Genomic DNA, 19,476 nt, shown 5'->3' on the forward strand with positions numbered 1-19,476 from the left:
GCAAAGCGTCACGCTGCGGCGTTCAGCCGTCGATGCGGGTCAGATCCGCCACGCTGCCGCAGGTCGCGCGGATGCGATGCAGCAGATTGAGCCGGTTGCGACGGATGATCTCATTGTCGGAATTGACCTGAACCGCCTCGAAGAAGGCGTCGATCGGAGCCCGAAGTGCGGCCATGGCGGCCATGGCTTTCGCGAAATCCTCGGCCTCCATCGCCGGGCCGATGGCCGCCTCGGCCGCGTCGAGCGCGTCGAACAGCGCGGCTTCGGCCGGGTCGTCGGCGAATTTCCGGTCGGCCCCGAACGAGTATTCGACCCTGTCCTTTTCCTCGGCCTGGGTCAGGATGTTGTTGGCGCGCTTGAAGCCCTGCACGAGGTTCTCGCCATCCTCGGTCGTCAGTACCGCGTTCAACGACTGCGCGCGATTCACCAGCAGCGTGAGGTCGTCGTTGCAGGGCATCGCAAGGCATGCGTCGATCACGTCGTGCCGAATGCCCTCCGCCCGCAGGTGCACCTTGAGACGATCGTGGAAGAAGGAGAGCAGGTCGGCGGACTTGGCTTGAGCTAGCCCCAAAAAATCGCCCTTATTTTTATTCAGCAGGGCTGCGAACAAAGCCGATTGAAACTCTGGACGTTCCTGATCGGTTGCTTCCATGATCATACGAGCTTGGAATATTGCAGTCACTGACGTGTTCAAAGCCACTCTAAGCCCATTCACCAGCACCAACCTGATCACCCCCAGCGCCGCACGGCGGAGCGCGAAGGGGTCCTTGGACCCGGTGGGTGTCTCGTCGATGGCCCAGAAGCCGGTCAGCGTGTCCAGCTTGTCGGCCAGCGCCACCGCGACCGACACCGGCGCGGTCGGGACCTCGTCGGACGGGCCAAGCGGCTTGTAATGCAGCGCACAGGCCTCGGCGACCTCGGCGGGCAGGCCCGCGGCCGCCGCGTAATAACGGCCCATCAGGCCCTGAAGCTCGGGGAATTCATAGACCATCTGCGAGGCCAGATCGAGCTTGGCGACCTTTGCGGCCTGCTCGGCCAGATCGGGATCGGCGCCCACCATCGGCGCGATCTCGCGGGCCAAGGCCGCGATCCGCGCGATCCGGTCGGCCTGGCTCCCAAGCGCGCTCTGGAAGGTCACATGGGTCAGCGCGTCGCGCCAGTCTTCCATGCCGGCCTTCGCCACGGCAAGGTCGTTGCCCCAGAAGAAGGCCGCGTCCGACAAGCGCGCGGATAGCACTTTTCCGTTGCCCTTGAGGATGGTTTCGCCGTTATCGGCGGTTTCCCGGTTCGCGACTGTCACAAATCGAACAATCCGCCCCGTCTTCGGATCCTTGACCGAGAAGAACTTCTGGTGCTCCTTCATCGAGGTCTGCAGCACCTCGGGCGGCAGGTCCAGGAAGGCCTCGCCGATGGCGCCCATCAGCACCACGGGCCATTCCACCAGCCCCGCGACCTCGGTCAGAAGGCCCTTGTCCTCGACCACCTCAAGACCTTGCGCAAAGGCCGCATTGGTGGCGTCATGCCAGATCTGTTCGGCGCGTTCGTCCTGGTCGAGCATCACCCTGGCGCGCTTGAGCCTGACCGCGTAATCCTCGAAGCCCGTCACCCGGAACGGCTCGGGCGCCATGAAGCGGTGGCCGCGGGTGGTATCGCCCGCGCGGATGCCGTCGATGTCGAGCGGCACCACCTCTGCCCCGGCCTCGGTCGTCAGCAGGCAAAGGATCGACTGCAGCGGCCGAACCCAGCGCAGGCTGCCCGCGCCCCAGCGCATGGATTTGGGCCAGGGGAAGCTGCGGATCACGCCCTCCAGCACCTCGGCCACGATCTCGGCCGCGTCCCGGCCGGGCTTGTCGATCACCGCGATCCAGACCTGACCCTTCTTGTCGTCGCGGGCCTCAAGCTGATCTTTCGTCAGCCCGGTCGAGCGCAGGAAGCCCTCAAGCGCCTTTTCCGGCGCATCGACGCGGGGGCCCTTGCGCTCTTCCTTCAGGTCGGGGCTGCGGGCCGAAAGCCCTTCGATGGCCAGCACCAGACGGCGCGGCGTCGACCAGGCGCGGGCATGGCCATAGGTCAGCCCCGCCTCGACCAGACCGTCGGTCACCCGCTGGCGCAGCGCCTCGCGTGCCCCGGCCTGCATGCGCGCCGGAATTTCCTCGGAGAAAAGTTCGATCAGAAGGTCGGGCATGGGGCGTCTCTAGTTCGCGGCCTCGGGCGCATTGCCCGTCCAGCCGCCGGCTTTCGTTTCGACGAAGGCGTCGGCGCAGCGCTTGGCCAGCGCCCGCACCCGCCCGATATAGGCCTGCCGCTCGGTGACCGAGATCACGCCGCGCGCGTCCAGCAGGTTGAAGAAATGGCTGGCCTTGATGCACTGGTCATAGGCCGGATGGACCATGACGATGCGCTTGCCGCTGCGCGGGTCCTCGGCCGGCTGATCGAGGATGCGGGCGCATTCGGCCTCGGCCGCCTCGAAGAACTGCAGAAGCTTGTCGGTGTCGGCCACGTCAAAGTTCCAGCGGCTGTATTCTTCCTCGGTCTGCCGGAACACGTCGCCATATTTCAGCGCGATCGGCGCATCGGGGTCGTTGAAGGGCATATCCATCACATGGTCGATGCCCAGCACATACATCGCCAGCCGCTCCAGCCCGTAGGTCAGCTCGCCCGAGACCGGATGGCAGTCATGGCCGCCGACCTGCTGGAAATAGGTGAACTGGCTGACTTCCATGCCGTCGCACCAGACCTCCCAGCCCAGCCCCCAGGCGCCCAGCGTCGGGCTTTCCCAGTCATCCTCGACGAAGCGGATGTCGTGATAGTCGAAATCGATGCCGATGGCGGCCAGCGATCCCAGATACAGTTCCTGCAGGTCCGGCGGGCTGGGTTTGATCAGCACCTGATACTGGTAGTAATGCTGCATCCGGTTGGGGTTCTCGCCATAGCGCCCGTCGGTCGGCCGCCGCGAGGGCTGGACATAGGCCGCCGCCCAGGGCCGCGTCCCGAGCGAGCGCAGCGTGGTCGCCGGATGGAAGGTGCCCGCGCCGACTTCCATGTCGTAAGGCTGCAGGATCGCGCAGCCCTTGGACGCCCAGTAGGTCTGGAGCCTGAGGATGATTTCCTGGAAACTGCGCGGTTTGCCGTCGCTCATGTCGCCCTAAATCCCCTGTGCCGGTGGATGACTGCGCCTCAATAGGCAAGCGATGCAACAGGGTCAATCAACCCGACACGAAAGGGGCTTGTTAGACGTGCATTAAACCCGGTTCCTGCTAGGGTCGCGACAGATTCGCCGCAGGGGCGATAGCAAAATACACGACAAGGTTTACAGGACTGATGAGAATTTTCGCAACGATCGCCTTCGTGCTGCTGGCGGCGCTGCCTGCCGCCGCGCAGGATCGCGCCTGGGTGCAGGTCGAGGCCCATCCGACGCTGGGCGAAGCCGAAGAGCGTGCCCGGGCCTATGCGGCCATCCTGCCCGATGTCGGGGCCTACCGTCTGAATTCGGGCTGGTACACCATTGCCGTGGGCCCCTTCTCCTCTGCCGTGGCCGAGGCCGAACTGGCGCGCTTCAAGGCTGGCGGGCTGGTGCCGACCGATACCTTCATCGCCGACGGCGCCAATTACGAACGGCGCGTCTGGCCGGTCGGCGCCGAGGCCGGCACGCCATCGACCGACGCCCCGGCGACCGAAGCGGCGGCCCCCGCCGCGGCCGAACCACAGCCGGTGGCGATGCCCGAGCTTCCCGACGAGACCCCGTTCGAGGCCCGCCAGTCCGAGGCGCGGCTCGACACCCAGGGCCGGATGGAGATCCAGACCGCGCTGAAATGGGAAGGGTTCTACACCTCGACCATCGACGCCGCCTTCGGCCCCGGCACGCGCAACGCCATGGCCAGTTGGCAGACCGCGCGGGGCTATGAGGCGACCGGCGTTCTGACCTCGCGCCAGCGGGCCGAACTGGTCGGCGGCTATCAGGCACAGATCGCGCGTCTGGGGATGACCCCGGTCGACGAGCCCGAGGCCGGCATTCGCCTCGAGATGCCGATGGGCCTGGTGCAGTTCGACCGCTACGAACCGCCCTTCGTGCATTACGCAAGCCGCGGCGACAGCGGGGTGAAGGCGCTTCTGATCAGCGAGCGGGGCGATCAGTCGACGCTTTACGGGCTTTACGACATCATGCAGACGCTGGAGATCGTGCCGCTGGAAGGCGCGCGCGAACGCAACTCGCAGAACTTCACCCTGACCGGACGCAACGACCGGCTGGAATCCTACAGCTACGCGGTGCTGACCGGCGGGATGATCAAGGGCTTTTCGCTGATCTGGACCCCGTCCGAGGATTCGCGGCTGATGCAGCGCGCGGTCGCGATGATGAAGGACAGCCTCGAATCCGTGCCGAACGTCGCCCTCGATGAGACGCTGGGCGAAGCCACGCCAGAGCAGCGCGCCGACATGCTGTCGGGGCTCGACGTGCGCAAGCCCGATGCGACCCATTCGGGGTTCTTCGTCGATCCCGAAGGCACGGTCCTGACCACGACCAACGGGCTCGACGCCTGCCGCCGGATCACCATCGGCCCGGAACTGGAAATGCGGCTGGCGGCGACCGACCCGGCCCAGGGCCTGGCCCTGCTGACTCCGACGCGGACGCTGGCCCCCATCGGCTTTGCGGAATTCGCGCCAGGCGTGCCGCGGCTGCGGTCGGACGTCGCGGTTGCGGGCTTTTCCTATGGCGAGGTGCTGGACCTGCCGGTGCTGACCTTCGGCGTGCTGGCCGATCTCAGGGGCCTCGGCGGCGAAGAGACGGTCGACCGGCTGGAAATCGACGCGCTGCCCGGCGACACCGGCGGCCCGGTGCTTGATGCGTCCGGCGCGGTTCTGGGCGTGCTTCTGGCCCCGGCCGGGGGCGCGCGCCAGTTGCCCGACTCGGTGCGTTACGCAGCCGATGCGGCGGCGGTGGGCGCGTTCCTGTCGGCCAACGGAGTCGATCCGCGGGCCTCGGCCGCGACCGGCGCGCTGCCGCCCGCCGTTCTGTCGCGCCGCGCGGCCGACATGACCGTTCCGGTGTCCTGCTGGAACTGAACCATTGCCCGGGGCGCTGACATCCGTCGGTGCCCCGGCCCGGCCCCTTCTGGCGCCCTTCCGGCCTGGCCGCTCAGGCCCGCCAGAACTGCACGGTGAAGATCGCGAAGACCACCAGCAGTTCCAGCCGCCCCACGAACATCGCCATCGACAGGATCCACTTGGCGATATCGTTCAGCCCCGCGAAATTGCCCGACGGCCCGATCTGATCGCCCAGCCCCGGCCCGATATTGCCCAGCGTCGTGGCGGCCCCCGACAGGGCCGTCGTTGCATCGAGCCCGGTGGCGCCCAGCAGGACCGACACGATGCCCAGCGCCACCACGAAATAGACGAAGAAGGACATGACCGAGGACAGAACGTCTTCGTCGACCCGCCGCCCGTCATAGCGCGGCTGGAAGATCCCGTGTGGCGCGTAGATCGACTTGATCTGCACCCGGATCGCCGAAAACAGCAACTGATAGCGGAAGATCTTGATCGAACAGGCGGTCGAGCCCGCACAGCCGCCGATCAGCCCGATGAAGAAGAACAGGATCACCGGCAGCGCCCCCCAAAGCTGGTAATCGGTGCTGGCGAACCCGGTGCCCGAGATGATCGAAGTGACGTTGAAGACGCCCTCGCGGAAGGCGTGTTCGTAATGGTCGCCATTGGCAAAGACCCGGAACGCGGCGATGATCAGCACGAAGGCCGCAATCACCGAGAGATAGGTCCAGATCTGGCTGTCGCGCAGGATCGGCCGCGCCTGCCCGGCCAGAAGCTGCACGTAGCGCACGAAGGGCAGGCTCGCCAGCACCATGAAGACCGAGGCCACGTATTCGGGCACCCCCTGATACAGCCCGAACGACGCGTCATGGGTCGAGAAGCCACCGGTCGACACCGTGGTCAGCGCATGGTTCAGCGCGTCGAAAAGCGGCATGCCCACGGCGGTGAAACACAGCATGCAGGCGATCGTCAGGAAGAGGTAGATCCCCGAGATCTGCGCCGCAATCTCGACCGCGCGCGGCAGCACCTTGCCGCCGGTCTCGAAGGCCTCGGACCGGAAGATCTGCATGCCGCCGACCTTGAGTTCGGGCAGGAAGACCATGGCAACCACGATAATCCCGATGCCCCCGAACCATTGCAGCATCGAGCGCCACATCAGCGTGCCCCGGGGGAGCGCGTCGAGCCCGGTGAAGACGGTGGCCCCGGTGGTGGTCAGCCCCGACATCGCCTCGAAGAAGGCATCGACCGGACGGGCCTCGGGCAGGCCCAGCACGAAGGGAAGGCCCGCGAAGACGGGCAGCGCCAGCCAGACCGCCGACGTCAGCAGAAAGGTCTGCCGGATCGACAGCCCGCCATCCGACCCGCTGGCGCAGGCCAGCGCCACCATCGCGCCGGTCAGCCCGGTCACCAGCGCCGATTCCAGAAAGGCGGACCAGTTGGGGTTGCCGTCCCAGAGATCGACCCCCATCGGGATCAGCATCGTGACACCGAGCACGGCCACGAGCAGACCGATCACATATCCGACAGGGCGCAGGTCCAGCATGAGCGCAGGCTTGGCGGCGCGGCCCCGGCCTGTCAAGCGCAGTCAGCGGGCGTGGATCAGGGTCGAGAACAGCTTGGGGTCGAGACTTTCGGCCGCAAAGGTTGGCCCCTCGGTGAGCACGCTGACCGCATCGTGGCTGTGCAGGCTTTCCTGATGGCTGGCGATCACCCGGAAATCGCCGATCCGCAGATCGGCCGACAGGGCTTCGGCAAAGAGCCGCGCCGCGTCCTCGACAAAGATCGGATTGGCGGCATTCAGCTCGGCAAAGGCCTGTTCGTCCTCGCGCTTGACCATCACCTGGGTCTCGGTCGGTACGGCGCTGCGGCACAGCTCGACCAGATCCTCGAACCAGAGGCAGTCGCCGCCGGGCTCGAGCGCCACCGAGATCCGTGCCACCGAGCGCTGGGAATGCGGCGTGGCCAGTTGCCCGCGTTCGCGCCGTGCATGTTCGGAAAGTTCAAGCGAGCAGGGGCAGGTCGAGCTGTAGACATAGTCCAGATGCATGATCTGACGGGTGTTTCCCGCCGTTTCGACCAGTTCGAGCCCGAAGTCGTAATATTGGAAACCGTCAAGCCCCGAGCGCAGCGAGCGCACAGACATCGGGAACGAGAAGCGCATCATGATGCGCGCGTCGAAGGCTTCGAGGTCGGTCTTGTAGCTGGCCAGCGCCGCCTCGATCACCTGAAAGCTGAAGGTTCGTTCGGCATGGGCATAGAAGCTCCGCATGATGCGGGACATGTTGATGCCCTTCTTCTCGGCCTCGAGGCTGACAGTGCCGGTGACCGCGGTTTCCAGCGTCAGATCGCCGTTGTCACGGGTATGGAACCGTATCGGCAGGCGGAAGTTGGAAATCCCGACATGCTGGATCGGACGCCGCGCGCCGCGGATCAGGCTCGCCGGACCGTTCTGCAGATCGGGCAGCGTCGCCTTGTAGGTGTCGTCGGCGACAAAAGCCTCGGGATAGGCGCGGCTCAGCGCCGGATAGTCCGAGACCGGCCGCCCGGGCAGAAGGCGGGCGAGCGCCGGATCGAGGGTCTCGATCTCGGCGTCAGAGGCCGATCCGGCCCAGTCGCGCAGCAGCGCAAGCGCGCGTTCGGCCTCGGCGCGGGTGGGCTCGCGGTCCAGGTCGCGGCTGAAAACGTTCATCGGGCTGTCCCCTTCTCGGCTTCGCCATGCCTTCAAGATGGGCGCGGAGGTCGGAAAGTCCATGACGATTTTCCAGATTTTGCAGGACCGCGCCCGCTGCCGGATATCCGGTTCAAAGCGTATCGAGCGCCGCGCGCAGATCGGCCAGCAGATCGGCCGGATCTTCCAGCCCGACGCTGAGCCGCAAGAGCCCCGGACCGATCCCCAGCACCGACCGCGTCTCTTCGGGCAGGTTCTGATGGGTCGTCGTCGCGGGATGGGTGATGATGCTCTTGGCATCGCCAAGATTGTTCGAGATGCGCCAGATATCGAGCGCGTTCAAGACCTTGAAAGCGGCCTCCTTGCCACCTGCGAGATCGAGCGCCAGCAGCGTCCCGCCCTCGGGGAAAAGCGCGTGCCCCGGATGGCTCGCGAGCCCCGGATAGATCACCCGGGCGAACCGAGGGTCGTCCTGCAGCGCTTCGGCGATCAGCCGCGCGCCCGCCGCCTGGGCGCGAACCCGAAGGTCGAGCGTTTCCAGACCCTTCAGCATGATCCAGGCGGTGAACGGGCTGATCGCGCCGCCCGAATGTTTCATGTAGGTCTGAACGGGCCCGCGGATCATCTCGCGCGGGCCGAGGATCGCGCCGCCCAGACAGCGCCCCTGCCCGTCGATATGCTTGGTCGCCGAATAGACCACCAGATCGGCGCCCTGCTCGAAGGCGCGCGAAAAGACCGGCGTCGCGAAGACGTTGTCGACGATCACCCTGGCTCCGGCCGCATGGGCAATTTCGGCCACCGCCGACAGGTCGACCACCTCGAGAACCGGGTTCGAGATCATCTCGAAGAAGACCGCCGCCGTGCCGGGCGTGACCGCGCGCCGCCAGGCCTCGAGATCGGTGCCGTCGACCAGCACCACCTCGACCCCGAAGCGGCCCAGCACCTCCTCGAGGATGTAAAGGCAGGACCCGAACAGCGCCCGGGCCGCCACCACCCGGTCGCCCGCCTTCAAAAGCGCCATCAACGCGCCGTTCACCGCCGCCATCCCCGAGGCGCAGGCAAAGGCATCCTCGGCGCCCTCGATCATCGCCAGCCGGTCCTCGAAGATCGCGACCGTCGGGTTGCCATAGCGGGCATAGATGAACTCGTCGCGCGCGGCTTTCTCGAACCGCGCCTCGGCGGCCTCGGCGCTGGGATAATCGAAGCCCTGGGTGAGGAAGATCGCCTCGGAAAGCTCTGCAAACTGGCTGCGGCGCGCGCCCTCGTGCACCGCCCGCGTGCGTTTCGTCCAGTCCCGGTCCATGGAGCGCGCCTCCTGCGCAAAACAAATCCCCGAATCGCCTCAGACGCCGGGGACAAGCTCCGACCTCTTTAGCGGAATGTTTAACGTGGCCCGCAATCCGGTGAACAAATCGCCACGTGAGGCATTGGGTAAGCGCTGCATGTCGGCACGTCAAGCATCGTCATGCACATGTAACAGCGGCTTCACGGGCTTGTTTCAAAGCTTTTCTATCGAACGGCCGCAAGAGATTTTCGGAGCGGTCGGGATGCCCCTCGTCCAGGTCAACGCCGCCGGAGAACGGCCCGAGCCCCAAGGCGGCGCGGCCGGACTCGGTCTGCTGCTCGACCGGGCGCTGGCCGGGCTGCCGCCCCGCGCGCCCGTTGCGGTGCTGATCCATGGGCTCAAATTCAGTCCGAGCGTCCCGGAGCTGAGCCCGCACCGGCACATCCTGGCCCTCGACCCCGACGAGCGCTGCTGGAAGGCGGTCTCCTGGCCGCGCGCGCTTGGCTTCACCGGTCAGAGCCGGTCCGAGGGCCTGTGCATCGCCTTCGGCTGGGAATCGGGCAGCAATGTCTGGCGCGCCTATGACGAGGCAGCGCGGGCGGGCGTGGCGCTGGCCCGGCTGATCGAGGCGATCCGGCTGCGCGCCCCCGACCGCCGGGTCGATCTTCTGGGCCATTCGCTGGGCGCGCGGGTGGCTTTGGCGGCCATGGCGGCGCTCGGTACAGAGGCGGTCGGCCATGCGGTGCTGATGGCGCCCGCCGAATTCGCGTCGCAGGCGCAGACCGCGCTGCGCTCGACGGCCGGGCGGCAGGCGCGGGTGCTGAACGTCACCAGCGGCGAGAACGACCTTTACGACTGGCTGCTGGAACGGTTCGTGGCGCGGCGCGGCGACGGCCCGACCCTGGGTCGGGGGCTGGGGACCGCGCAGGTCAACTGGGCGGATCTGCGGATCGACGATGCCCCGACGCTGGCGACCCTGGCGGGCCTCGGCCACAGGGTGGCACCGCCCGACCGGCGGATCTGCCACTGGAGCCCCTATGTGCGGCCCGGGATGCTGGCACTTTACGCCGCCCTGATCCGGGGCGACCTGCCCTACGAGCTGCTGCGAACCCGCTTGCCCGAAGCCCCCGTGGCCCGCTGGTCACGCCTTCTTGCGCTGCCTCGGGTCGAGTTGCCCTTGCCCTTCGCCGGGAACGCCCCATCCTGAGCGCAAAGCGGACCAGGAGACCCCCCAGGAGACCCCTATGACATCCGAGATCGAGCTTTACTACTGGCCCACCCCGAACGGCTGGAAGATCTCCATCGCGCTTGAGGAAATGGCGCTGCCCTATACCTTGCATCTCGTCGATATCGGCGCGGGCGACCAGTTCAAGCCCGACTTCCTGAAGATCGCGCCGAACAACCGGATGCCAGCGATCATCGACCCGGACGGACCCGATGGCGCGCCGGTCTCGATCTTCGAATCGGGCGCGATCCTGCAATATCTGGCGCGCAAGACCGGGCAGTTCTGCGGCCGGACCGAACGCGAGCGCATCGCGGTCGACCAGTGGCTGATGTGGCAGATGGGCGGGCTGGGGCCGATGGCGGGTCAGGCCCACCATTTCCTGAAATACGCGCCGAGCCTCGAGCCGCCGCAGGACCTGCCCTATGCCAAGGACCGCTACCGCAGCGAAGTGGCCCGGCTTTACGGCGTGCTCGACCGGCAGCTGGCAATCGCAGATTTCGTGGCCGGCGATTTCTTCTCGATCGCCGACATGGCGATCTGGCCCTGGGCCTCGAACTGGGAAGGCCAGCAGCAGACGCTGGACGACAAACCCAACATGGCGCGCTGGCTGGACCGCGTGGCCGCCCGGCCCGGGGTGCAGCGCGGTCGCGCGCTTGCCGCCGAGAAGCGGTCGGATCTCAGCACCGACCGCAAGGCCCAGGCGATGCTGTTCCGCAGAGGCTAGGCGGACCGGACTGACCGGAGCTGACGCCGGGACTGGACGAAAAATCTTCGCAGAAGATTTTTGGCCCCGGCTCAACCGTCGCGCTTGCCGTCCTCGAGACCATAGCGTTTGAAAAGCCGCCCCTGCGCCATGAAGAACGCAAAGATCGCGACGGTCAGTCCGAAGGTCTTGAAATTGACCCACATATCGGTCGACATCGTCCGCCAGATGACCTCGTTCAGCACCGCGAGCCCGACGAAGAACAGCATCAGCCGGCGGGTCAGGATCATCCAGCCCGCGCGTTCCAGCGGCACCGCTTCGTCCAGCACATATTGCAGATAGGACTTCCCGCGAAGAAGCCCCACCCCCAGCACCGCGGCAAAGAGCGTGTAGATCGCGGTCGGCTTCATCTTGAAGAACCGCTCGTCGTTCAGCCAGACCGTCAGCCCGCCGAACACCACGACCAGGACCGCCGTTGCGATCTGCATCTTCGAGACATGCCGCGTCAGGCCCCAGAGGATCGCCGTCGTGATCAAGAGAAGCGGAATGAACCCCGCCGTCGCCAGCACGAAGCCCTCGTATTCGGTGCCCGCGATGGTGAAGGTCCGGTCGCGCAGCCGCAGGTAGGCGACGAAGAAGGCCACGATCGGCCCCAGTTCCAGCGCCAGTTTCAGCCCTGCATTGATCTTGCGCTTTTCGGCCATCGGCCTCAGCCTCCCATCTCGACAATCACCGCCCCGGCCGCGATCAGCGTCATCAGCGCCAGCCGCCGCGGCCCCACCTTCTCGCCCAGGACCAGCCAGCCGATCAAGGCCGCAAACACGGTCGAGGTCTCGCGCAGCACGGCCGCCTCGCCCACCTTGTCGAGCCGGGTGGCCATCATCACCGCGCCGAAGCTCATGAAGGCCACAAGCCCGCCCGCCAGGCCCCGCAGCATCAGCGGTCCCGCCGCCGGCGGGTCGGGCATCTGCCGCCAGCGCATCAGCGCCAGCCAGGGCATCACCGTCAGACCGTCGATGAAGAAGAACCACGCGAGGAAGGTGAAGGGATCTGCCGTCGCCCGGATGCCGTAGGCGTCGAAGGTCGTGTAGGCCGCGACGAACCCGCCGGTCAGAACCGCCAGCGCCAGCGCAGGCTTCAGGGTCTCGCGATTCGTGGTCCAGTGCCGCAGGTTATAGATGGCCAGACCGTAGATCCCGGCCAGCAAGACCCCCACACCCAGCCATTGCATCGGCTGGAAGACCTCGCCGAACAGCGCCCAGGCGCCGATTACCGTGAACAGCGGCCCGGTGCCGCGCACCACCGGATAGACGACCGTATAGGCGCCCTTGGTATAGGTGTAGCCTTGGGCGATCTTGTAGGCCAGATGGATCGCAAAGGCGCCCGCGAAGATCGGCCACATATGGGGCTCGGGCCAGGGCACCACGAAAAGCGCCACCGGCGCGGCCATCGCCCCGTAGGAGAAGTCGATCGCGCCCCGCGACAGCCAGGGGTCGTGCCGCCCCTTCTGCAATGCCCCGAAAACCGCATGCAGCACCGCCGCCGACAGCGCCAGCACCAACGCCAGATCGTGCCCGGCCTCGGTTCCCTCGATGGCGGAAATCCAGTCGGTCATCGCCGCCAGCGCCTCCGCCGATCATCGCCGCGCCCGCGGTCGCGCCGGGGATCAGCCATCGAGACCCGCCAACGCGTTGGCGAAGTCCTCCGGTTCGAACGGCGCCAGATCGTCGATCTGCTCGCCCACGCCGATTGCATGGATCGGCAGGCCGAACTTGTCGGCCAGCGCCACCAGAACGCCGCCCTTGGCGGTGCCGTCAAGCTTGGTCATCACCAATCCCGAGACATCGGCAAGCTTCTGGAAGATCTCGACCTGGCTCAGCGCGTTCTGCCCCGTGGTCGCATCCAGCACCAGCAGCGTGTTATGCGGCGCGGTCTCGTCGCGCTTGCGGATCACCCGCACGATCTTGGCCAGTTCCTGCATCAGGTCCTGCCGGTTCTGCAGCCGCCCGGCGGTGTCGATCATCAGAAGGTCGGTGCCCTCGGCCTCGGCCCGGGCCATGGCGTCGAAGGCGAGGCTGGCCGGGTCGGCGCCCTGCGGCGCGGTCATCACCGGCACCCCCGCGCGCTGGCCCCAGACCTGAAGCTGTTCGACCGCCGCCGCGCGGAAAGTGTCGCCTGCGGCCACGATCACCGACTTGCCCGCGTCGCGGAACTGGCTGGCGAGCTTGCCGATGGTGGTGGTCTTGCCCGACCCGTTGACGCCGACCACCAGCACCACCTGCGGCTTCTTGGGATAAAGCGGCATCGGCCGCGCGACCGGCTCCATGATGCGGGTGATTTCCCGGGCCAGCAATTCCTTGATCTCGTCGACGGACAGCCGCTTGCCGAACCGGCCCTCGGCCATGTTGGCGGTCACCCGCAGCGCGGTATCGACCCCCATATCGGCCGAGATCAGAAGCTCTTCGAGGCTTTCCAGCATCGCATCGTCAAGCTCGCGGCGGATCACCGTCTTCTTCTGCTCGGTCCGCGAGAACATGCGCCCGAAGAAACCCCGGCGCGGGCCGCTCTCTTCGTCCTCCGGCGCGTCGCCGGTCTCGTGCCGGGCGTCGTCCGGCATCGCGTCGCGCGCGGCAAGGGGCGCCGCCCCCAGCTGGCCCGGCACCTCCGGCGGGCTGTCCGACGGGATCTCCTCCGGCGCGGCGGGCGGAACCTCCTCGGGCCAGCCGGGCAGTTCCTGCGGCGGCTCCGGCGGGATCTCGGACGGCCCCGGCGGGATGTTCAGAGGCTCGGGCTGCGGCTCCGGCCGGGACGGCGGGGTCGGTTCCGGCTCGCGCTCCGGTTCGGGCTCCGGTTCGGGCTCCGGCAGAGGGTCGGGCGCCGGAACCGGCTCTGGCTCGGGTTCCGGCGCGCGTTGGGGCTCGGGTTCAGGGTCCGTCTCAGGTTCCGGCGCGGGGGTCTCGGGCGGCAGGTCGGGGGACGGTGCGGGATCGGCCATCGTGAAGGCAGGCGCCTCGGCCGCACTGTCGATCCGGGCATCTTGCAGGGAGTCGGGTTCAGGCTCCGAAGGCATGCCAAAGGCAACCTCCGCGGTCTCGTCGGGTTCGGGCGCGCGGGCCATGGGCTCGTCCCTGCCCGGTTCCCGAGCCTCGGGCTCCGGCGCGCCCGTCTCGTCGGCCGCGACACTCGAGGGCTCCGGGATCTCCGGCGCGGACGCGGCGGGGTCGGACGCGCGCCCGGTCTCCGGCACGGTCTCCGGCGACGTCGCGGGCCGGGACAGGGCCTCGGCCGCGCCGAGGACCAGCGGGGCCGGGCGAACCGGCTCCTCTGCGGGTTCGGGCGCCTCGGGCTCGGCGGCCCATTCAGGTCTGGCCTGCCCGGCCTCCGGAGCTGGGGACAGCGGGTCCGTCGGATCGCCCGCAAGATCGACCGGTGCAGCCGCGCCGGACGTGGACGGGTCGAACGACGAAAGGTCGGACGAAGACGTCTCGGACGCGGAAGCATCCAGCTCTTCCTCGCGGCCGCCGTCGCGCACGATGTCTTCAAGCCCCTGCTCGATCTTCGAGGACGACTTGCCGAGCCGCTGCCTGAGCTTGCTGAAAAACGCCATGTCCCCTCCTGCCTGCCCCGTCCGGGGTCCAGATCTGACCTAAGCGGAAACGCCCCGATATGGAAGGGGGCGCGCCGGGTCCTATCTTTGACGCAGGGGCGCGCGGATGCCATGGCACCCGCAGACGCACCCGCGCCCCGGAGCGGGCAGGCTGGCGAAGGCCGGTGCGCTCTGGCAGACTGATACGGCCGACATCCCGGAGGACCCCGATGCGCCTTGCGCCTACCGCCCTGATCCTGGCAGCCACCCTGGCGGTTCCGGCCGCCGGGGCCCCGGCCGCGGACGCCGCCAAACCGATGTCGGCTACCGCCTTCGACCGCTATGCCACCGGCAAGACCCTGTTCTATGCCTCGGACGGCCATGCCTACGGGGCGGAACAATATCTCAGCGGGCGGCGGGTGATCTGGACCTTCCTCGATGGCGAGTGCTCGGAAGGGGTCTGGTACGAGTCCAACGGGCAGATCTGCTTTCGCTACGAGCACGACCCCGAAGACCCGCAATGCTGGAGCTTCTTCGAATCCGGCGGCGGGCTGATGGCGCGGTTCGAGAACGATCCCGCCCAGACCGAACTGGTCGAGGTCAACCAGAGCCGCGAACCGCTGATGTGCACCGGCCCGGACGTCGGCGCCTGAGCGCCCGGTCTCAGAGCAGCGAGCCCTGTTCGGGCGGCTCTTCGGCCTTGCGGGCGCGGCGCGGCGGACGGCCGCCGATGGCCAGACGCCCGTCCCGGAACTCGATCTCCAGCGCGCCTGCCTGTTCCGCCGAGGCCCGGGTGGTGACCACCTGGCCGCCCGACCGGATCACGGCGAAGCCCCGGCGCAGGGTGTCCTGATAGCTCAGTCCCGCGCGCATCCTCTCAAGCGCCTCAAGCCGCGCGCGGCGCCGGTCGAAATCGCTGGCAAGCGCTGCGCGAAGCCGCGCCTCAAGCCGGGCCAGTGCCTCCTGCCCCGAGACGGTGCGGCGGTCCAGAAGCTCCGGACGCCCCCGGCGGGACAGGGCCAAAACATCGGCGCGGCGCTGACGGACCAGCCGGTCGAGCGCAGGAGCGATGCGGGCGGCGCGATCCTCGGCGCGGCGGCGCTCGTCCGCGACCCGGCGGCGCAGCGCCGCGGGGCGCAGCACCGACGCGGCCTCGGACAGGCGCAGCCGCTCGCGCGCGACCCGAACCGACAGCGCCGCGGGCAGCCGGTCGGCCGCACGGTCCAGCCGCTGGGCCGCGAAACTCAGAAGCGTCTCGGGCCGGGGCAGCGCGCGGGCCAGATCCGCCAGCCGCTGGCGCCGCTGCGTCAACAGCCGCCCGAGTGCTGCCGAGCGCCGCGCCTCAAGGCCGTCGAGCGCGGCGATCAGATCGAGCCGCACCGGCACCGCCATCTCGGCCGCCGCCGTGGGCGTGGGCGCGCGCCGGTCGGCGGCATAGTCGATCAGCGTGGTGTCGGTCTCGTGGCCGACCGCCGAAATCAGCGGAATGTCCGACTCGGCCGCGGCGCGCACCACGATTTCCTCGTTGAAGCCCCAGAGATCCTCGAGGCTGCCGCCGCCGCGGGCCACGATCAGCAGATCGGGCCGCGGGATCGCGCCGCCCTCGGGCAGCGCGTTGAAGCCCTGAATGGCGCGGGCCACCTCGGAGGCGCAGGCCGCGCCCTGCACGGCGACGGGCCAGATCAGCACATGGCGCGGAAACCGGTCGCCGAGCCGGTGCAGGATGTCGCGGATCACCGCCCCCGAGGGCGAGGTCACGACCCCGATCACCCGCGGCAGATAGGGCAGCGCGCGCTTGCGCTCGGCCGCGAAAAGCCCCTCGGCCGCCAGCGCCGCCTTGCGCTTTTCCAGCATCGCCATCAGCGCGCCGACACCTGCGGGCGCGATGTCCTCGATCACCATCTGATAGCGCGACTGGCCGCCAAAGGTGGTCAGCCGCCCGGTGGCGATCACCTCCATGCCCTCTTCGGGCCGGGTCGCCAGGCGCTGCGCGGTGCCCTTCCAGATGACCGAGGCCAGCACGTTCCGGTCATCCTTGAGATCGAGATAGATATGCCCCGAGCGCGGCAGGCTGACCCGCCCGACCTCGCCGCGCACGCGCACATGCGAAAAGGCGCCCTCGACCGTGCGCTTCACCGCGCCGGAGATTTCCGACACGGTGTATTCCGGGGAATTGGGGGGCGGGCCGCCGGGGGCCTCGTCGTCGATGAGATCGGACATGGACCTTTCGTGCCGAAAATCCCCGGCGTGTTCAACTGTCCTTGTGTCCTTGTGCCTCTCCCGTCGCGCGGTGCAGCTTAGGCCGGCACCGGCCCCAGCGACAGCTCGCGCAGATAGACCGAGACACCGCGCGGCGTGTTCAGGTCGACCCGCATCGCGCCCCGCGTGGTCCAGGCCAGATAATCGGCGCCCTGCACCAGAGCCGCCTCGGTCGCCGGCCCGAAGGCGCCGTCGATCCGCGCCGCGTAAAGCCCGACCTCGCGCAGCTCGGCCTGAACCGCCGCGCGCTGGTCGGGGTCCAGCCGGCCGAACCCGGTTTCCAGCAGATCGGGGCGGTAGGCACCGGCCGTACGGCGGTGTGGCGCGGGGGCGAAGGCAATGGCGCGTCGGTTCATCGGATCACCTGGCATGGAGAAATCGGTCGAGAGATCGGTTAACAGAAGGTTTACTCCCCTCATTTGCCCCTGCCGCGGGGCATGGCTGGGGACAAACCAAGGCGATTTCGCGGTCGCTTGCCCGGGGCCGCCGCGCAGCCTACAAGGCGCCGGACGAGAGCTTGGCGAAAGGCGGCAGATGAACATCCTCATTCTCGGCGGCGGCGGGCGGGAACATGCGCTGGCCTGGGCGATCCTGCAGAACCCGAAATGCGACCGGCTGATCGTGGCGCCGGGCAATGCCGGGATCGCGGCAATCGCAGAATGCGCAGCGCTCGAAATCGAGGATGGCGGCGCGGTCGCGGCCTTCGCCGAGGAGAACGCGGTCGATTTCGTGGTAATCGGCCCCGAGGCGCCCTTGGCCGCGGGCGTGGCCGACAGGCTGGAGGCGGCGGGCCTTCTCTGCTTCGGGCCAAGCCAGGCGGCCGCGCAGCTCGAAAGCTCGAAAAGCTTCACCAAGGCCGTCTGCGATGCCTGCAACGCGCCGACCGCAAGCTATGGCCATTTCACCGATGCCGAGGCCGCGAAGGCCCATATCCGCGCCGCGGGCGCGCCCATCGTGGTCAAGGCCGACGGGCTGGCAGCCGGCAAGGGCGTGATCGTGGCCCAGACCCTGGCCGAGGCCGAGGCCGCCATCGACGACATGTTCGGCGGCGCCTTCGGCGGCGCGGGCGCCGAGGTGGTGATCGAGGAATTCATGGAGGGCGAGGAAGCCTCGTTCTTCGTCCTGTGCGACGGCACCGACGTGCTGGCCATCGGCACCGCGCAGGACCACAAGCGTGTGGGCGAGGGCGATACCGGCCCCAACACGGGCGGCATGGGCGCCTATTCCCCGGCCCCGGTCATGACCGAGGCGGTCTGCGCCAAGGCCCTGGAAGAGATCGTCAAGCCGACCGTGGCCGAGATGGCGCGGCGCGGTACACCCTACAAGGGCGTCCTCTATGCCGGGCTGATGGTCCGGGACGGCCAGCCCCGGCTGGTCGAATACAATGTCCGTTTTGGCGACCCGGAAGCCCAGGTGCTGATGATGCGGCTTGGCGGGCAGGCGCTCGACCTGATGCTGGCCTGCGCCGAGGGCCGTCTGGCCGAGGCCCGCGTCAACTGGGCCGACGACCATGCGATGACCGTGGTAATGGCGGCAAAGGGCTATCCCGGCGCCTATGAGAAGGGATCGGTCATCGGCGGGCTCGACGCCCTGCCCGCCGACAGCTTCCGGATGGTCTTCCATGCCGGCACCCGCACCGAGAACGGCAAGGTGACGGCGGCGGGGGGCCGGGTTTTGAACGTGACCGCGCGGGGGGCAAGCCTCGCCGAGGCGCGCGAGCGGGCCTATGCGATGATCGACCGGATCGACTGGCCCGAGGGGTTTTTCCGGCGCGACATCGGCTGGCGGGCGCTCTAGCGCCCCGCGCTCAGATCAGCAGCACCAGCATCAGGATCGACACCAGCAGAAGCGCCATGCCGAAGATCTCGGCCGCGCGCAGTTTTTCCTTGAAGACAAGCATCGAGGCGAGGATCGAGAAGATCAGCTCGACCTGGCCGAGGCTGCGGACATAGGCCGCGTTCTGCAGCGCGAAGGCGGTAAACCAGCCCGCGCTGCCCAGCACGCCCGCCACCCCCACCGGCAGCACAGATGTCCAGGTGCGGGCCACCCGGGCCAGCTCGCCCGGTTCGCGCCAGGCCATCCAGGCCGCCATGGCCAGGGTCTGCATTGCGGTCACGCAGCTCAGCGCCATCAGCGCCCGCAACAGCGGGTCGGCGTTGTCGACCTGCAGCGTCGCGCCGCGATAGCCGATGGCCGACAACCCGAACAGCCCGCCCGCCAGCAGCCCGAGCCCCAGCGCACGGTAGGAAACGCCCGCCCCGCGCCAGCCTCCCGGCGGGCGCGACAGCGCGATCACGCCCAGAACGCCGACCGCGATGGCCGCCATCCCCGGCGCCGAGACCGGCTCGCCCAGCAAAAGCGCCGAGAAGGCCGCAACCTGGATCGCCTCGGTCTTGGTGAAGGCCATCCCGACCGCGAATGACCGTTCCGAGAACAGCGCGACGGTCGCGAAGGTGGCGATGATCTGCGCCAGCCCGCCGGTCGCGGCATGGGCCCAGAAGGCGGGGGTCAGGCCGGGCAGCGCCTCGCCCCGGATCGCCAGCAGGGCGGCAAGCCCCGCCGCCGCCAGCGGCGCGGCGAAGACGAAACGGGAAAAGGTGGCCCCGGCGGTCGAAAGCCCAAGTCCCCTCAGCCGCTTTTGCAGCATGAAACGCACGGTCTGCACCGCCGCCGCCCCGAGGGTCACGATTACCCAAAGATCCACCTGGCT

Annotated in this window: 16 protein-coding genes and 1 riboswitch; of the genes, 5 read left to right on the top strand and 11 right to left on the bottom strand. The window is 68.2% G+C overall.

Features of this window, described 5'->3' with window-relative positions; genetic code table 11:
- Positions 1–22 precede the first annotated feature (22 nt).
- Positions 23–2,185: a glycine--tRNA ligase subunit beta gene (glyS, locus tag EV657_RS06440; protein WP_134077427.1), complete on the bottom strand. Its 2,163-nt coding sequence runs from the start codon at positions 2,183–2,185 to the stop codon at positions 23–25.
- A gap of 9 nt (positions 2,186–2,194) precedes the next feature.
- Positions 2,195–3,139: a glycine--tRNA ligase subunit alpha gene (locus EV657_RS06445; RefSeq protein WP_075784931.1), complete on the bottom strand. Its 945-nt coding sequence runs from the start codon at positions 3,137–3,139 to the stop codon at positions 2,195–2,197.
- A 182-nt stretch (positions 3,140–3,321) separates the two neighbouring features.
- On the opposite strand from EV657_RS06445, the gene EV657_RS06450 reads away from it, so the two are divergent.
- Positions 3,322–5,061: a serine protease gene (locus EV657_RS06450; RefSeq protein WP_134077428.1), complete on the top strand. Its 1,740-nt coding sequence runs from the start codon at positions 3,322–3,324 to the stop codon at positions 5,059–5,061.
- Positions 5,062–5,134: 73 nt separating this feature from the next.
- Here the strand turns inward: EV657_RS06450 and EV657_RS06455 are convergent, their stop codons facing one another.
- The 3 genes from EV657_RS06455 to metZ form a co-directional block, all read right to left on the bottom strand.
- The gene (locus EV657_RS06455) at positions 5,135–6,583 is read right to left on the bottom strand and encodes a TrkH family potassium uptake protein (RefSeq protein WP_081382059.1); all 1,449 of its coding nucleotides are present in this window, start codon (positions 6,581–6,583) and stop codon (positions 5,135–5,137) included.
- 42 nt (positions 6,584–6,625) lie between these two features.
- The gene (folE2, locus tag EV657_RS06460) at positions 6,626–7,729 is read right to left on the bottom strand and encodes a GTP cyclohydrolase FolE2 (protein ID WP_113670850.1); all 1,104 of its coding nucleotides are present in this window, start codon (positions 7,727–7,729) and stop codon (positions 6,626–6,628) included.
- A gap of 112 nt (positions 7,730–7,841) precedes the next feature.
- Positions 7,842–9,011: an O-succinylhomoserine sulfhydrylase gene (metZ, locus tag EV657_RS06465; RefSeq protein WP_134077429.1), complete on the bottom strand. Its 1,170-nt coding sequence runs from the start codon at positions 9,009–9,011 to the stop codon at positions 7,842–7,844.
- A 47-nt stretch (positions 9,012–9,058) separates the two neighbouring features.
- Positions 9,059–9,137: riboswitch (SAM riboswitch) on the bottom strand.
- 118 nt (positions 9,138–9,255) lie between these two features.
- Between metZ and EV657_RS06470 the strand changes: the two genes are divergently transcribed.
- Together EV657_RS06470 and EV657_RS06475 are read left to right on the top strand one after the other, a co-directional pair.
- Positions 9,256–10,200 carry an alpha/beta fold hydrolase gene (locus tag EV657_RS06470; RefSeq protein WP_166673658.1) on the top strand — a complete coding sequence of 315 codons (945 nt, stop codon included), beginning with the start codon at positions 9,256–9,258 and terminating at the stop codon, positions 10,198–10,200.
- Positions 10,201–10,237: 37 nt separating this feature from the next.
- On the top strand, positions 10,238–10,942 hold the full coding sequence (locus EV657_RS06475) for a glutathione S-transferase N-terminal domain-containing protein (protein ID WP_113670852.1): 705 nt from the start codon (positions 10,238–10,240) through the stop codon (positions 10,940–10,942).
- 71 nt (positions 10,943–11,013) lie between these two features.
- Here the strand turns inward: EV657_RS06475 and EV657_RS06480 are convergent, their stop codons facing one another.
- The 3 genes from EV657_RS06480 to ftsY are packed head-to-tail and all read right to left on the bottom strand — an operon-like array spanning position 11,014 to position 13,991.
- A complete protein-coding gene (locus EV657_RS06480) occupies positions 11,014–11,625 on the bottom strand; it encodes an inner membrane-spanning protein YciB (protein ID WP_134077431.1) in 612 nt (203 codons plus the stop codon).
- Between the two features lie 5 nt (positions 11,626–11,630).
- Positions 11,631–12,536 carry an EamA family transporter gene (locus tag EV657_RS06485; protein WP_113670853.1) on the bottom strand — a complete coding sequence of 302 codons (906 nt, stop codon included), beginning with the start codon at positions 12,534–12,536 and terminating at the stop codon, positions 11,631–11,633.
- A 51-nt stretch (positions 12,537–12,587) separates the two neighbouring features.
- Positions 12,588–13,991, bottom strand: a complete 1,404-nt coding sequence (gene ftsY / locus EV657_RS06490) for a signal recognition particle-docking protein FtsY (protein WP_208323239.1) — start codon at positions 13,989–13,991, stop codon at positions 12,588–12,590.
- Between the two features lie 746 nt (positions 13,992–14,737).
- Here ftsY and EV657_RS06495 point away from each other — a divergent pair.
- Positions 14,738–15,160 (top strand): hypothetical protein, encoded by a 423-nt coding sequence (locus EV657_RS06495; protein WP_134077433.1) that lies wholly within the window; start codon positions 14,738–14,740, stop codon positions 15,158–15,160.
- 10 nt (positions 15,161–15,170) lie between these two features.
- Here the strand turns inward: EV657_RS06495 and xseA are convergent, their stop codons facing one another.
- Together xseA and EV657_RS06505 are read right to left on the bottom strand one after the other, a co-directional pair.
- Positions 15,171–16,727, bottom strand: a complete 1,557-nt coding sequence (gene xseA / locus EV657_RS06500) for an exodeoxyribonuclease VII large subunit (protein WP_134077434.1) — start codon at positions 16,725–16,727, stop codon at positions 15,171–15,173.
- Positions 16,728–16,804: 77 nt separating this feature from the next.
- A complete protein-coding gene (locus tag EV657_RS06505) occupies positions 16,805–17,122 on the bottom strand; it encodes a peptidoglycan-binding domain-containing protein (RefSeq protein WP_075784920.1) in 318 nt (105 codons plus the stop codon).
- A gap of 178 nt (positions 17,123–17,300) precedes the next feature.
- On the opposite strand from EV657_RS06505, the gene purD reads away from it, so the two are divergent.
- Positions 17,301–18,563: a phosphoribosylamine--glycine ligase gene (gene purD, locus EV657_RS06510; protein WP_134077435.1), complete on the top strand. Its 1,263-nt coding sequence runs from the start codon at positions 17,301–17,303 to the stop codon at positions 18,561–18,563.
- Positions 18,564–18,573: 10 nt separating this feature from the next.
- Here purD and EV657_RS06515 read toward each other — a convergent pair whose 3' ends face one another.
- A complete protein-coding gene (locus EV657_RS06515) occupies positions 18,574–19,470 on the bottom strand; it encodes an EamA family transporter (protein WP_134077436.1) in 897 nt (298 codons plus the stop codon).
- Between the last annotated feature and the right edge of the window lie 6 nt (positions 19,471–19,476).

It is taken from the genome of Rhodovulum visakhapatnamense (assembly GCF_004365965.1).
GTDB lineage: Bacteria > Pseudomonadota > Alphaproteobacteria > Rhodobacterales > Rhodobacteraceae > Rhodovulum > Rhodovulum visakhapatnamense.